The organism is Stutzerimonas stutzeri, assembly GCF_051028275.1.
Classification (GTDB): Bacteria; Pseudomonadota; Gammaproteobacteria; order Pseudomonadales; family Pseudomonadaceae; genus Stutzerimonas; species Stutzerimonas stutzeri_AS.
The window spans coordinates 1645949-1660781 of the sequence record NZ_CP069269.1 but is presented as its reverse complement, the minus strand read 5'-3'; the positions used below and the strand labels follow the sequence as shown (position 1 = coordinate 1660781).

The following is a 14833-nucleotide window of genomic DNA, read 5'->3' as shown; positions in this document are numbered from 1 at the left end:
CGGATCAGCAAGCAGCCGCTTCGAAACCCAGCGACCGCCCGTCAGCACCCAACAATGCGTCGAGCCGCTCGCAGTCGTTCTCGCGCCGCAGTTGAGCGAATAGCGTGACGGCTTGCGGGTAGCTGCGAGTAAGCATGGACAGCCATTGTTTGAGGCGGCCGGGCGCGTAGCGTGGCGATATCTTGCGTCGTGCCTGACCCCAAAAGCTGGTGAGTAGCGGCTGGAGGTCTTCCCAACTCATTGGGTCGACCGGATCGCCTGCTGCGGCAGCTGCGATCTGTCTGGCCAGGTCCGGCTGACAGACCAGCCCACGTCCCAGCATGATGTCCTCGACACCACTGACTTCACGGCAACGGCGCCAGTCCTCCACAGTCCAGATGTCGCCATTGGCGAACACCGGTACATCTACCACGTCCCTTACCTTGGCCACCCACTCCCAATGCGCAGGCGGCTTGTACCCTTCGACCTTCGTTCGGGCATGTACTACCAGTTGCGCCGCACCGCCTTCAGCCAGCGCACGGGCGCAATCGAGGGCACCGTCCTTGTGGTCAAAACCCAAACGCATTTTCGCGGTAACTGGAATCTGGGCGGGAACCGCCCTGCGTACTTCGCACAGAATCGAGTGGAGCAGATCGGGCTCCTTGAGCAAAACGGCTCCACCACGGGATTTGTTGACCGTCTTGGCCGGGCAGCCGAAGTTGAGGTCGATTGCCGGGGCGCCGAGGCTACACGCTAAGGCGGCGTTGTCAGCCAGACAGAGCGGGTCGGAGCCCAACAACTGCACGCGCAACGGTGTCCCTGCGCAAGTGGCAGCACCGGAATTAAGTTCCGGAGCCAGTTTGAGGAAGCTGGATGCTGGCAACAGACGATCCGATACGCGGATGAACTCGGTCACGCACCAGTCGACACCGCCAACGCCGGTCAGTACGTCGCGAAGAATCTCATCGACCAAACCTTCCATGGGCGCCAAGGCAATCTGCATCACGGGATCCAAACGGAAAAGCGCAGCATTCTACGGGCCGGAGCCTGGTTTAGGAATGTCGTCCCCTGCCGTCTGGCTGGCTGGCCACTTATCCGCTCCCTATCCGCTTAATTTGAGACGCAGTCCGGCAGGTTTGATCAATCCTGATCCTCATCGCCCAGGGTCTTGCGTGGACGATGCTCCATATCGGTGTCCGTGTCGCCGTGACTGCCTTGCTCGTAGTCCGGATCCACCCGCTGGTCCCGTACGTCGTAACCCTTGTCGAGCTGCTCAGGTAGTCGATCTATTCCTTCTCCGGTGCCCATGGACCCGTTGCCCAGCGTTCGGTCGACCGCGGCCGAATTCTGCACCAACTGAACGGTGCCAGACGTCGGCCCGGCAGAGACTTGCAGTGACGCGGTGGCAACAATCATGGCCAGTGCCGCGTGAAGTAGATAGCTCTGCATGGTCCTCTCCTCCAATAGTGTCGCTTGAGTGTTTGGGCAGCTGGAAGGCCTCGCCGTGCGCCATGAAACTGCGGGCCCGACAGATGGCAAGCGGAACCGTTGCCGCCCTGCTGGAGTCCATTGCCAGGAGAGCAGTTGAATCGATTAGAAAGGAATCCAACGATGATCACGCCAGCACTGGTTATTCTATTGATGGTGATCGGCTGGAGCACAGCCGCCCTGGCAATGCTGTGGGGCATGCTGCGAATCGCTCGCCATCATCATAAATCCGATGCGGCTGTTCAGTCGCATCGCCAGTTGCCACCCGCTGCGGTACCCCGTATGGCTCGTGTTTCGCTCACCGCCTGTAAGAATTTAGATCGGTGTGCAATTAATCCGTGACAGGACGAATCAAAGCTGTAGAATGCCGGCCCACAGACGCGGGATGGAGCAGTCTGGTAGCTCGTCGGGCTCATAACCCGAAGGTCGTCGGTTCAAATCCGGCTCCCGCAACCAACTACAAAAAGGCCACTCAACAGAGTGGCCTTTTTTCGTTTGCGCCGACGCGTAAGCTCGAAACGGAATGTCCATGCGCACCCGTGAGCCGCATGCAGCCTCGCTAAATATCTGAAAAAAAACGCTTTATCGACGAGGGGCGGTTGACACTGACCCTTCACACTGTAGAATGCCGCCTCACAGACGCGGGATGGAGCAGTCTGGTAGCTCGTCGGGCTCATAACCCGAAGGTCGTCGGTTCAAATCCGGCTCCCGCAACCACTTAGAAAGGCCACTCTTAAGAGTGGCCTTTTTTTTTATTCCCCGCCGCGCTCCTAGCTTTTTGCTCCGCATATAGCGCTCATCTCTATGAGCTTCAAATTAATAAGTTTTTATAACGAAACTTGGTTTTCTACTTCAAATACCAATCGAACGGATTAGTTAGGTTGATGGATCGCTATTAAGCCGTCTCCTTGCAAGCACGAAGGCCGATAGCTGAATTTCCTTTGCTATCAACGCATTGCATAAAAACAATCTTCAGCGCACAGAATTATTTTGTTAGGGATCTTGACGACCGTCAGGTTCCGATTGTTAACTACGTCACACATAGCAGTTACAAATTATTGCGGGCGAAGATTTAGAACCGTATTCGCTCAACGCACAAGAATGCATATTCCATTTTGCAGCTTATGGGCTGCCGCACGACAACAACCTATAAAGCGTATCTCGAATGTCAGCCGAGTGCGGTAGCCATTGCCTAACGGCTAGCCCCTAACGTATTGCCGCTCAGCGAGGCAAAACACAGCCCGCAGATACAAGGGAAGCTGCAACTGCCAAAAGCAGTTGCATTGCGCCATCCAACTCTTTATGAAAAGCGGCTTGATAAAAGCCAATTTAATAAGCGTCCCCATATTATTACCGCTCGATTGTATTATCCAAACGGAGTGCATCGTGAATAAATCATTTTGCCAATTGGAAACGCCAGCCTTTCAGTTGATTGCGAGCGAAATCAGCAACAAAGGAAGCTGTTGCATTGCCAACTTTCTCACTGACGAGCAATTGCTGTCGCTACAGCAAGCCGTTGCCGCGGAGGCTGACAAGCACAAAGGCAGATACTTTGCACATCACGGCGGGAGCGAGCTAGAAAGTACATTACTGGGGGCTCTCGGCGCTTCACCAGATTTCAGAAATATGCTCGAAAGTGTCTACAGAGCAGGCGCAGGAAAAGGCGCTTATAGCAATGAGATTCTCAAGGTGCTTCGTTGCGTACAGGGAACTTCGGGTCTGCGCGAGTCCAACTGTTTTCACTACGACGCCAGCCTGGTCACAGCATTGCTGCCTATCGAGATCCCTCAGGCGGGCCTCGACAGGGGCGATCTGATTCTATTCCCCAATCTCCGCCGCATCCGTTCCAACGTTCTGTTCAACGTGGTGGAAAAAGCGCTTCTGCAAAACCCCTTGAGCCGGAAACTGATCAGCGCAGCTGTTCGCCGAAACCTTCTGCGGCCTGAAAAGCTTCAATTGGTACCGGGCAATCTCTACCTGTTCTGGGGCTACCGCACGCTTCACGCAAACGAGCCCTGCGATCCTGTCAGTCGCCGCGCAACCGCCATATTTCACTATGGAGACCCGCATGCCGGCAGTTTCGCTACGCGCATGATCCTGAAGCTGAACCAGCGCCGCGCTCGCCGAGCTACGAATCTAGGCACGCAGCCAACAGCCTGACCGCACAACCACCCCCCCCCCTGGCACCCGATTCGCTGTGACAACCGATAAGGACATCGAGATGATCAATGTCACCCAATCGTATCTTGGCGACAAAGCTAAGTTTCTGGGCTACGTCGACAGCATCTACGCATCCCGTTGGCTAACCAATCACGGACCGCTGGTTACCGAACTAGAGGAGCGGCTGCGCGACTATCTGGGCGTGAGGAACATCATCCTTACCAACAACGGAACCGTGGCGCTGCAGGTCGCTTACCGAGCGCTGAACCTGTCGGGGAGTGCCGTCACCACTCCGTTCAGCTTTGTAGCCACGACCAGTACGCTGCAGTGGGAAGGCATCCGCCCGATTTTTGCGGATATCAACTCAGCCAGCTGGAACCTGGACGTTCAGACTATCGAAGGGGCACTAGAGGCCGATACGCAGGCGATTGTCGCCACCCACGTATTTGGCAACGCATGCGACGTCGAACAGATCACGCGGGTTGCGCAACGGCACCGTCTGAAAGTGATCTACGACGGCGCCCATGCGTTTGGTGTCCGCTTCAGGGATCGCTCGGTGTTCGACTGGGGCGATATCAGCACGCTGAGCTTTCACGCCACCAAGCTTTTCCACACCATTGAAGGCGGGGCCATCATCACCAACGACGATGCGCTGGCGGCCAGGATCCGACTGCTCTGCAACTTCGGCATCGCTGATACCGACATCATCGACGGCATCGGTATCAACGCCAAGCTCAACGAATTTGCGGCGGCGATGGGCCTGTGCATCCTTGATGACATTGCGCTGATTCTGGAACAGCGCGAGGAGATCGCCCACCGTTACGAACAGCAACTGGGGGATTACTTCGACCTGCAGCGCCAGCAGCCGCATTCACAACGCAACCATAGCTACTTCCCAGTTGCATTGGCAGACGAAGACCAGCTGCTGCGTTGCCGCTCGGCACTCAATGACCAGGGCATCAATCCCAGGCGCTACTTCTACCCCTCGCTGGACACGCTGAATTATCTGCAGCCGCAACCTATACAAAGCGAGTCGCGCAGCTTGAGCCGCCGAGTGCTTTGCCTCCCGATCTACCCCGGACTTCCCCGACATGTGCAGAACACTGTCATTCAGACGCTGGTAAGTGAGGCCTTGCATAGCAGCCAAACGCTGACCGAACGCTTCTGGCCACAGGTCGATGCTGGCCGCTTGCTCGAAAGCCGCCTGAACCTGCGCGAACCGCTGTGCAAGCCCTTGTACTGATTCACTGTGGCGGTCTGATCACATGTCCACTCCAAATCTTTCAATGCTTCGCAACACCGGCCTCAGTTACGCGGGGCAGGCGTACGCCATGCTCGTTGGCATCCTCATTTTGCCGTTTTACCTGGGGCACCTCGGGGCAGAAGCCTATGGTCTGATCGGCTTCTTTGCGGTTCTGCAGGCCTGGCTGCAGTTGCTGGACGCAGGCCTGTCGCCTTCGCTGGTTCATCGGATTGCACACTTTCGTGGTCGTGCTGGGGCCGTTGTGCAGTGCTACGAACCTGGCCACTTGATGCGCTCGTTCGAAATGATTTTCCTAGCAATCGCACTGCTTACCGTAAGTGCTATTCATCAGGCCAGTGGATGGATCGCTGACCAGTGGCTGCAGGCAGAGGAGCTGAGTACCGCCACGATCATCCATTGCATCAGCCTGATGGGCCTGATGATCGGTCTGAAGCTCTACGCCACGCTGTACAAAAGTGCGCTGCAAGGGCTGGAGATGCACGCCTGGTTGAACAACGCCAACATCCTCATCGCCACACTCCGTTATTTCGGTGGATTGTTCCTGGTTGCGAACATCAGTCAGAACCCGTTGGATTTCTTTCTCTTCCAGACGGCCGTTGCCGTGCTTGAAACCCTTATCTTCGCCGTCAAGGCTTACTTGATGATACCCACCCCGAAGCTGCTTACCGGCTTCAACTGGGAAGTGGTCAAGCCGGTATTGCCGTTCGCGGCCGGAATGTCGCTCACCTCCATGCTGTGGATCGTCCTGACGCAGCTGGACAAGGTGCTGCTCTCCAATGTCCTGCCGCTCAAGGAATACGGTTACTTTTCGCTGGTCGCGCTCATGTCGACGGGAATCATGACGCTGACCAATCCGCTGGTGCAGACCCTGCTGCCCCGCATGACCATGCTTGTCGCCGAAGAGCGGATCGCGGACATGCACTCGCTTTACCTGAATGCGACCCGATTCGTCTGCAGCCTGCTGTTTCCCTTGGCTGGCGTTATCGCGTTCCACTCCGCCGATCTGGTTTTCGCCTGGACCGGCGATACAGAGGCGGCGCAATGGAGCCGGCGGGTGTTGCCCTGGTATGTGATCGGCAGCGCCATCATGGCGGTCACCGCCTTCCAGTTCTATCTGCAGTACGCCTATGGCCAGCTTCGCCTTCACGTCTGGTTCAGCCTGATCAGCGCAGCGCTGAGTATTCCCTTGGTGATTTACGCAACGCTTGAACATGGCGTGTACGGGGCGGCATTCGCCTGGTTCGGGTTGCGCATGCTGACCTTTCTGATCTGGCCCTCAATGGTGCACAAGCGCTTCGCCGCCGACGTGCACCGGCCATGGCTGAAAGATCTGTTGCGCATTACCGCGATGACGGGCCTGGGCCTGCTGATCGGCGAACCGCTGTTCGCCGCGATCGCCAGCGACAACCGATTCAACATTCTTCTGGGGCTGGCGGTCAGCGGGATGATCTGCCTGACACTGGTGACCTTGACCTCCAGGCCGGTGGTAATGCGGCTTTACGTAATGATGACCAAGTCGAGCGTTTGAAATGGATATCCAACCAAGAACCGAACAGGACCTCATGGCAACCTGGGGCAACGAGCGATCCCCCGTGCTGAGCATCATCTGCCTGGCCTACAACCATGCCGCTTTTATAAGAGAAACGCTGGACGGATTCGTCCGGCAGGAAACCACCTTTCCGTTCGAGGTAATCGTTCACGATGACGCCTCGACAGACAGCACAGCCGACATCATCCGAGCGTATGCCGCGCGCTACCCGAACCTGATCAAACCGATCTACCAGCGCGAGAACCAATACCGGCTTGGAGTGCCGTTCAGCACTCGCCTGTTCGCCCAGGCCCGCGGTAGGTATATCGCCTATTGCGAAGGTGATGATTACTGGACGGACCCGCGCAAGCTGCAGATACAGGTCGACTTCCTCGAAAAACATCCCGACTACGTGATGACGTACCACGATGCATTCATGTTCAACAGCCAGGGCATCGTCCGCAGCCCGCACCTGACCGGAAAGTATCGAAAGGATGCAACTGCGTTACAGCTCAAACAGGCACGCCCTGTCTCCACGCTGACCGTCTGCTTTCGCAACCGGGTGCATGAATTGCCTCCCGAGCTGCACGGAGTGGAGGTGCTGGATATCTGCTGGTGGTCGTTACTCGGCGCATACGGCAAAGGCAAGTTCATCGAAGAGATCAAGCCTGCTGCCTATCGAGTGCATGAAGGCGGGATCTTCTCCATGCGCACCAGCAAACAGCGCATCCAGATGGCGATGCACGCCTATTACAGCCTCGCTCGCTATTACCAGCGCATTGGCGACCAGGCGCTGTATGAGTATTTCATGATCCAGGTGTTCGCGCAGGCGCTCGCGTCGATCTCTCCGCTCAGCAAGATCCAGGCGCTTGGCCAGGTTTTCCAGAACATCAGCATCAATCTCCTACGCAGGCTGACCCCAGGTGTCTGACACCCGGTTGTCACCGCTGCTGTTTTACCGATGTGGCGCAACACTGAAGGAAGGAACCCGAAATGACCGCCATGGCTCGCTCGACGCTGGAATACGAAGCAGATAACCGGATCGATCTGGCGCGCATCCTGCGCGTGGCGTTCGATCATAAGCGCTTGATCCTGTCCATAACCGCCCTCTTCGCCCTACTCGGCGTCGGCTACGCCATCGTCGCTACACCCATCTATCAAGCCACGGCAATGATCCAGATCGAGCCGAAAAAGGCAGGCATTACCGGCGTCCCTGAAGCCGTACCCAGGCCGAACTCGGTATCCCAGGCGATTACGGAAATCGAGCTGATCAAATCCCGCTCGGTACTGGGCAGTGCGGTCAAAGACCTCAAGCTATATATCGACACACGGCCAAAATATTTCCCGCTGATAGGCAGTTATCTCGCGCGCCAGCACGACCCGGTGAAAGACGGCGAATTCGCAGTGCCCCTGCTCGGAATGGATAGCTACGCCTGGGGCGGCGAGAAGCTGGATGTGTTCCAGCTGGACGTGCCAGAAGCCTACCTCGGCGAAAAGCTGATCCTGCGTGCAGGCCTGACGGGCGCCTTCAGCCTGTATGACTCCGACGAGCAACTGCTGCTGAGCGGCAGAACCAACCAAGCGGTGGTGCGTGACGGTTTTCGCGTACAGATCGCCACCCTCAAGGCCCGGCCCGGCACGGAGTTCGCCCTCGTACGCAGTCGTCCGCAGACCACCGCGCTTGACTACCAGAGACGCCTGAAAGTGGGAGAAGCCGGCAAGGACTCGGGAATCATCTATCTCACACTGGAAGACCCTGACCCTGAGAAGGCAAACCAGGTGCTCGACCAGATCAGTCGGTTGTATGTGCGACAGAATATCGAACGCAGCTCCGCAGAGGCTGCCCAGCGTCTGGAATTCCTGCGGTCACAGGTGCCGCTGGTGCGCAAGGAGCTGGAGAAAGCCGAAGCAGCCCTCAACGACTACCAGACCAACGCACAGTCAGTGGATATCAGCATCGAGACCAAAGGCGTGCTGGACCAGATCGTTGCGCTGGAATCGCAGATGTCCGAGCACAACCTCAAGCGCACCGAATACAACCAGCTCTATACCCCGGAACACCCGACCTACAAGACGCTGATGACCAAGATCAGCCAGCTGCAAAAGCAGAAGGAAGGGCTGATGGCAAAGATCAATACCCTGCCGATGACCCAGCAGGAGCTTCTGCGTCTGAATCGAGACATGCAGGTCACGACCCGCACCTACACCCTGCTGCTCGACAAGGCGCAAGAGCAGGACATCTTGCGCGCCGGCACCATCGGCAACGTACGCATCATCGACAGCGCCTATGCTGTGGTTGAAAAGCCGTCAAAGCCAGTCAAGCCACTCGTTGTGCTGGTCGCGATCTTTGTAGGCCTGCTGGTATCTGCATTGGTGATCCTGTTGCGGCAGGTGTTCTACCGGGGTATCGAAAGCCCTGAAACTATCGAACGCCTGGGTACGCCGGTATATGCCGCCCTGCCGTTTTCGCCAAAACAGGAACACCTGTACCGCTTGCGTAAGGTTCGCGATGGCAGAAGCAAGCTGCTAGGCCGTGCAGATCCAGCCGACCTTGCGGTCGAGTCGCTCCGCAGCCTGCGCACCAGCTTGAAGTTTGCAATGCTCGAGGCGCGCAATCAGGTGTTGGTGATCACCAGCCCGACGCCCTCGGTGGGTAAATCTTTCGTCGCGAGCAACCTGGCTTCGGTCATCGCCCAGGCGGGTCAGCGCGTGCTGCTGATCGACGCCGACATGCGCCGCGGCTACCTGGCCGGCATGTTCGGCATGGCACCACGCAACGGACTGTCCGACGCACTGGCCAGTGGCCTGCCGCTGGCTGCCCTGGTCAACAAGACCGACCACCCCAACTTGCACTTTGTCGCCAGGGGCCACTCGGCGCCCAACCCTTCCGAACTGCTGATGCACGAAAACTTCGCCCGGTTGCTCAAGGACGCCGAGCGAGATTACGACTTCGTCATCATCGATACACCACCGGTACTGGCGGTCACGGATGCCGTTCTGGTCGCGCAACAGGCCGGCACCTGCCTGTTGGTTGCGCGTTACGGGATGAGCACCGCCGGCCAAGTTGAAGCCTCCAAACGGCGCTTGGCTCAGAACGGCGTACTGCTCAAGGGTGCCATTCTCAATGGCGTCAAACGCAGGGCCTCCAGCTCCGCCTACGAAACCGGTGCCTACGGTTACTACAGTTACTCTCAAAAAGCCTGACACTCGCGAGGGATAAGCCGTGCTCAGAACCGTATCGATGATGCAGCCCTACCTATTTCCCTATCTCGGTTACTTCCAGCTGATCGCACGCAGCGATGTGTTCGTGCTGGGCGACGACCTGCAATACGTCAAGGGCTCATGGATCAACCGCAACCGGGTGCTGACTAACGGGCAGCCGAAACTCATCACTTTTCCGTTGCGCAAGGCCAGCCAGTTCACCGCCATCAATCAGCGCTGGCTGTGCGACGAGTTTCCTCAAGAAGTCCAGAGGCTGCTCAAGACCTTGGAGCACGCCTACGCACGTGCGCCTCATTACATCGAGGTGATGGATCTGGTGCGTCAGATTCTTGCGCATCCGGAACGCAACCTGGCGCGTTTCATTGAAAACTCCATACGTCGGATCTGCGCTTATCTGCAGATCGCAACGCCCATCCGCATCGGCTCGGAGTTGGGCTTGCCGGCGCGGATGGACAAGCAGGAACGCATCCTCTCGATTGCCGAGAAGATGAATGCGGAGTTGTACATCAACCCGATTGGCGGAATGGCGCTCTATAGCCCCGCGTTTTTCAGAGCCCATGGGTTGACGCTGCGTTTCCTGCGCATGGATGACCTTAGCTACCCACAGCTCAACCACCCCTTTGTCCCCTCGCTCTCGATCATCGACGTTTTGATGTTCAACAGCCGGAGCGAGGCGCAGGCGCTGCTCAAACGCTTCTCGCTGATCGAGGGAGTAGACGAGCCGGCTACGTTAGAACGTGCATGAGTCAAGCAAGAACGGACCCAGCAACATACTTCTATGGAAGGCAACGCACATGACATCGCCCAACAGCACCCCCCGTTGGTATCTGATTCAGACCAAGCCTCGCCAGGACAGCCGCGCTGAAGAGCACCTTCGGCGTCAGCACTACGAATGCTATCGACCGACACAACCCTGTCCCGCCGGCAGCGATAAGCCCAACGAACCGCTGTTTCCGGGATATCTGTTCATCCGTCTCGATCAGCAATTGGATAACTGGTACCCCATCCGATCCACCCGCGGCGTTGCCCGGGTAGTGGCCTTCGGCAGCGAGCCGACGCCGGTCAGGGACGAAATCATCGAGCAGCTGCGCCAACGTTTGGCAAACCCTTCTTCCAAACCGCTATTCGAACCGGGCGAACGGGTGCAATTGCGTGGCGGTAGCTTCAGCGACCTCGACGCGATTTTTGTCAGCGCCGACGGTGAGAAGCGCTCGGTGATTCTGCTAAGCCTGCTGCAGCGAGAGCAGAAGATTCGCGTACCGACGCGCTATCTCAGCAGCAGCCAGTCACGTCAGGCACTTCCGTTGGCCTGTCAGACCGAGTAACCGCGAGGGCAAAGCATGAAGATTCTTCTTCTGCACAGTTTGTATGCGCCGCATATTGGCGGGGGCGCAGAAATCGTGGTTCGTCAGTTAGCCGAAGGGCTGCAGCGCCGCGGTTGCGAGGTTGTGGTTCTGGCGACCGGCCCGGAGCGCGGGCTTCACGAACAGGTGCAAGCTGGCGTACGGGTCTACCGCGCCGGGCTGGACAACTTTTACTGGCATTTCACCCAGGCCCGCCCCAATCGGCTGTTGCGGTTCGGTTGGCATTATCGGGACCGCTACAACCGCAACATGCGGCGCCACGTACGAAAGGTCATCGAACTCGAGCGACCGGACCTGGTGCTCTGCAACAACCTGACAGGCTGGTCGATATCGGCGTGGGATGAAATCAGCGCAAACGGATTGCCCATTGTTCAGGTGCTGCACGACCTGTATCTGCTCTGCCCCAAAGACACCATGTTCAACAAGGGCCGCTGCTGCGAACACCAGTGCGGCATGTGCTCGGTCTTACGCCAGCCTCACGCAGCGGCGTCGGCCCAGGTCGCGGCGGTAGTCGGCGTAAGCCGTTTCGTCCTGGAGCGGCTAACAGCTGAGGGTTACTTCAGCCAGGCCAGCCGGTACGTCGTTCATAACTGCATCGACTCGGACCCCAGCCCGTCGGCCATTTCACGTGCGCACCATAGCGGCCTCCTACGCTTCGGCTACATCGGCACATTGTCCGAGAACAAGGGGGTGAGCTGGCTGGTGCAACAGTTCCAGGCGCTCTCGATCGACGCCACACTGACCATCGCTGGGCGTGGCAAGCTGGATTACGAAAAGACGATCAAAGCGTTGGCCGACCCATCCAAGGTCAAATTTGCCGGTTACCTGCCTTCCGAACGCTTCATGCGCGAAATTGACGTGCTGGTGATTCCTTCGATCTGGGCCGAGCCTTTCGGGCTGGTCGCCGTCGAGGCCTGCGCTCAGCGTCTTCCCATCATCGCAACGAAGATGGGTGGGCTGCCCGAAATCATTCAGGACAACCTGAACGGGCTGCTGTGTTCGCCAGCCGACCCGGACTCTCTCGGCAGGGCGATTCTCAAACTCTATCTGGACAGCAGGCTACGCCAGCGTCTGTCCGAACAAGCACGTAACAGCGTTGCCGCCTTCTTAAACACGGAAGGGATGCTCGATCAATATCTGTCGATCCTGTATTCCACGCTGCATGGCCGGAGTGCCCGCGATGAATCCGAGCTCATTAACCATCTCGTACCGCAGATCGAGCCCGCTGGCGATTGATAAAGCCACAGTGCTGGCGCTGATTGCAGGCTCATTGCTGGTCAGCGAAACCTTTGCCGGTGCCCTTCGCTATTACCTGGATATGGCCGGCGTGTCTGCCCTGCTTTATTTGCCAAAGCTGGCCTGTGTTGCTGCGGTGGGACTGGAAATGCCAAGGGCGCGAAACAAACCGGGCGTATGGCTGGTGCTGTTTGCCGTGTTCGTGTCGAGCTTATGGGGGCTGCTCCACGGCGCAACGCTGGGCAATGTCGGGTTCAGCCTCTTCATCTACATCCCGCTGTTGTTCGGATTGTTCTGCGGCAGCTATCTGGAACAGCGAACCCGCCTGCTCAGCTGGGTGATCGGGTTGTGCCTGGTGGCCTCGTTCATCGGCATTGCCCTGGACATGTTCACCACCGTTCCGTGGAAGGGCTACAGCTACATGATGGGGGAAGTCGAGGTGACCGCTAACAAATCCTGGGCCTTCGGCAGTACCGACCGGCTTGCTGGATTTGCCCGGATGTCAACGAACCTTGCCGTGATGATTGCGCTGTACAGCCTGTTTCTCGCTGCTTTTCTGCAGTCGCGGCTGCTTCGCTTGATGCTGTACCCGGTGGCCTTCGTTGCGATTTTCCTGACCACCAACAAGTCCACCGCGGCCGCCTACCTGCTGACGCTCGCGATGCTTTTTCTTGCAGGCTACCGCCTCCCTAGCGCCACGGCGTTCTTCATCGCGGTGCTGACCGGATTGGCGCTGCCGGCTGCCAGTCTGCTGCTGAACATCCCTCAAAGCGAGGCGTACAGCACCAGCATGTTGGCGTCATTCAATGACCGATTGATCCATAGCTGGCCAAACTTCATTGAGGTGATCGTCAATGAAGGCTGGGGTTGGTGGGGTGCTGGTTTCGGTGCGGTAGGCAGCAGCGTGGCAGTGTTTCCGCTGGCATGGCTGGAGTTGCTGAGCATCGCCGATAACACCGCGCTGTACCTCTGGGGGATGCTGGGCGTACTGGGCGTGATCCTCTATCTGCTGCTGTTTCCGCTGCTGTTGCGTTTGCACGACCGCGGTCCGCGCATACGCGACGCGCTGCTGGGCATCGTCTTCTGCATCATCCTGGTCGGCTGGGCAACTGACGTTCTTGAAGTCACCACGGCTACCCTTTTTCTAGGCATCGCCATTGCGCACGTCCTGACGCCACGCGAGCGAAACAGCCCTTCTGTCACATCACACCCACACCGCGGCCTTGAGGCCGATAAACGAAACATCAAGGACGAACGGACATGAGGATTCGATTTCGTTGTCGCTGTATTGCGCTTACTGCCGTTATCTCCGCTCTGGCGCTGGAGGTGCCTGCACAGCCAGCCGAGGAACCCTTTGTTCTGGGCGTCTGCTCACATGATCTGCATCTGCCCGACAGTTCCAGCAAGGGCCTGCAGTTGCTGCGCCAGGCTGGTATCGAGTCGGTCAGGACCGACGCACATTGGGCTTTCCTTGAGCGCAAGCGCGATCAGCTCAAGGTAGAACGACACTGGCCCGCCTACCTGGCCGGCAACGAAGCACAGGGGATCGATAACCTGTTCATCCTCGGCTACGGCAACCTGTTTCATGGCGATGGGGAGAAACCTCGCAGCGAGCCGGTGCGTGCGGCGTTCAATCGCTACGTGGCCTTCACGGCTCAGCAGTTCCGCGGCCGCATCAAGCACTACGAAATATGGAACGAATGGGACGTAGAGAATCCGACCGACCCGGAGTTCTCTCAGGACTATGCTCGACTGATCACCGATGCGGCCGGGATCATCCGTCAGCATGATCCTGAGGCGAAGGTACTTGCTGGCGCGGTGACAACCAAGGGTATCGAATCCGGTTTCGCGGTGCGCCTGGTAGAAGCCGGCATCATGCAGTCGATAGATGGCCTCTCGTTACACCCCTACGTCCACTGCCGTGGCCGTGAAGAAAACACGCCTGAGGCATGGATCGAATGGCTCGCCGAGGTCGATCTGGAACTGTCCCGCGCTGCGAACCAGCCGGTGCCGTTGTATCTGACGGAGATGGCCTGGCCAGCCCACCAGGGCGCCTGCGGCATTGATGAGAATCTGCAGGCGGCCTATCTCGCGCGCAGTTTCTTCCTCGCTCGGACGCTCGCCAATGTACGCGGATATTGGTGGTATGACTTCCGTAACGATGGCACCGATAAGCATGAGCGGGAGCATAATTTCGGGCTGCTCCGGCAGAACTACTCGTTAAAGCCTGCCTATCGCGTGCTAGCAGCGATCAGCCCGATCATCAAGGATTTCCAGTACCTGGACCGGGTCGAGACCGCTGAGGAGTCGAGCGTTCTGCTGCGGTTCGGCAGTGCCGAAGAACAGCTTCTGGTGGCCTGGAGTACGGACGACACGCGCCCCGTCACCATCAGCTCGACGAGTAACACAGCGGGCAAGCTGAACCTGTTGGATACCGCCCAGCCAGACAAAGGCTGGACTACCGGCAGCGCATGGCGATGTCCAAGTAGCGCGAAAACCTGCACCACCCAAATCGAACTCGACCGATTTCCGAAAGTTGTCAGGCTCGGCAAGTCAGCTCCAGCTGACACCGAGCAGTTGTAGCCAGTCTCG

The 14833-nt window shown here is 58.0% G+C and carries 13 protein-coding genes and 2 tRNA genes; 13 read left to right on the top strand and 2 right to left on the bottom strand.

The annotated features are described in order from the left end of the window. Window positions 1-4: 4 nt before the first annotated feature. Together JQR87_RS07720 and JQR87_RS07715 are read right to left on the bottom strand one after the other, a co-directional pair. A complete protein-coding gene (locus JQR87_RS07720; RefSeq protein ID WP_407291170.1) occupies window positions 5-982 on the bottom strand; it encodes a tRNA dihydrouridine synthase in 978 nt (325 codons plus the stop codon). Between the two features lie 137 nt (window positions 983-1119). Beyond that, complete coding sequence (locus JQR87_RS07715; protein WP_407291171.1) at window positions 1120-1428, bottom strand: hypothetical protein; 309 nt, start codon at window positions 1426-1428, stop codon at window positions 1120-1122. Between the two features lie 162 nt (window positions 1429-1590). On the opposite strand from JQR87_RS07715, the gene JQR87_RS07710 reads away from it, so the two are divergent. The 13 genes from JQR87_RS07710 (at window position 1591) to JQR87_RS07650 (ending at window position 14824) form a co-directional block, all read left to right on the top strand. After that, window positions 1591-1809, top strand: a complete 219-nt coding sequence (locus JQR87_RS07710; protein ID WP_407291173.1) for a hypothetical protein — start codon at window positions 1591-1593, stop codon at window positions 1807-1809. Between the two features lie 37 nt (window positions 1810-1846). Further along, a tRNA-Met gene (locus tag JQR87_RS07705) sits at window positions 1847-1923 on the top strand. Between the two features lie 184 nt (window positions 1924-2107). Further along, window positions 2108-2184 (top strand) — tRNA-Met (locus JQR87_RS07700). A gap of 711 nt (window positions 2185-2895) precedes the next feature. Then, a complete protein-coding gene (locus JQR87_RS07695; protein WP_407297782.1) occupies window positions 2896-3627 on the top strand; it encodes a hypothetical protein in 732 nt (243 codons plus the stop codon). A gap of 61 nt (window positions 3628-3688) precedes the next feature. Beyond that, the gene (locus JQR87_RS07690; RefSeq protein ID WP_407297784.1) at window positions 3689-4870 is read left to right on the top strand and encodes a DegT/DnrJ/EryC1/StrS family aminotransferase; all 1182 of its coding nucleotides are present in this window, start codon (window positions 3689-3691) and stop codon (window positions 4868-4870) included. Between the two features lie 22 nt (window positions 4871-4892). After that, on the top strand, window positions 4893-6419 hold the full coding sequence (locus JQR87_RS07685) for a lipopolysaccharide biosynthesis protein (RefSeq protein ID WP_407291174.1): 1527 nt from the start codon (window positions 4893-4895) through the stop codon (window positions 6417-6419). A gap of 1 nt (window position 6420) precedes the next feature. Then, a complete protein-coding gene (locus JQR87_RS07680) occupies window positions 6421-7350 on the top strand; it encodes a glycosyltransferase family 2 protein (protein ID WP_407291176.1) in 930 nt (309 codons plus the stop codon). Window positions 7351-7412: 62 nt separating this feature from the next. Next, the gene (locus tag JQR87_RS07675) at window positions 7413-9623 is read left to right on the top strand and encodes a polysaccharide biosynthesis tyrosine autokinase (RefSeq protein WP_407291178.1); all 2211 of its coding nucleotides are present in this window, start codon (window positions 7413-7415) and stop codon (window positions 9621-9623) included. 19 nt (window positions 9624-9642) lie between these two features. Then, complete coding sequence (locus JQR87_RS07670; RefSeq protein ID WP_407291180.1) at window positions 9643-10386, top strand: WbqC family protein; 744 nt, start codon at window positions 9643-9645, stop codon at window positions 10384-10386. Window positions 10387-10435: 49 nt separating this feature from the next. Further along, entirely contained in the window at window positions 10436-10966 is a 531-nt protein-coding gene (gene rfaH / locus JQR87_RS07665) for a transcription/translation regulatory transformer protein RfaH (protein ID WP_407291182.1), read from the top strand. 15 nt (window positions 10967-10981) lie between these two features. Next, the gene (locus JQR87_RS07660; RefSeq protein WP_407291185.1) at window positions 10982-12241 is read left to right on the top strand and encodes a glycosyltransferase family 4 protein; all 1260 of its coding nucleotides are present in this window, start codon (window positions 10982-10984) and stop codon (window positions 12239-12241) included. After that, entirely contained in the window at window positions 12186-13505 is a 1320-nt protein-coding gene (locus JQR87_RS07655) for a hypothetical protein (protein WP_407291187.1), read from the top strand. Before JQR87_RS07660 ends, JQR87_RS07655 begins: the two co-directional genes overlap by 56 nt. Next, window positions 13502-14824, top strand: coding sequence for a hypothetical protein (locus tag JQR87_RS07650; RefSeq protein WP_407291189.1), 1323 nt, complete (start codon window positions 13502-13504; stop codon window positions 14822-14824). The genes JQR87_RS07655 and JQR87_RS07650 overlap by 4 nt, the downstream gene beginning before the upstream one ends. Window positions 14825-14833: the final 9 nt, after the last annotated feature.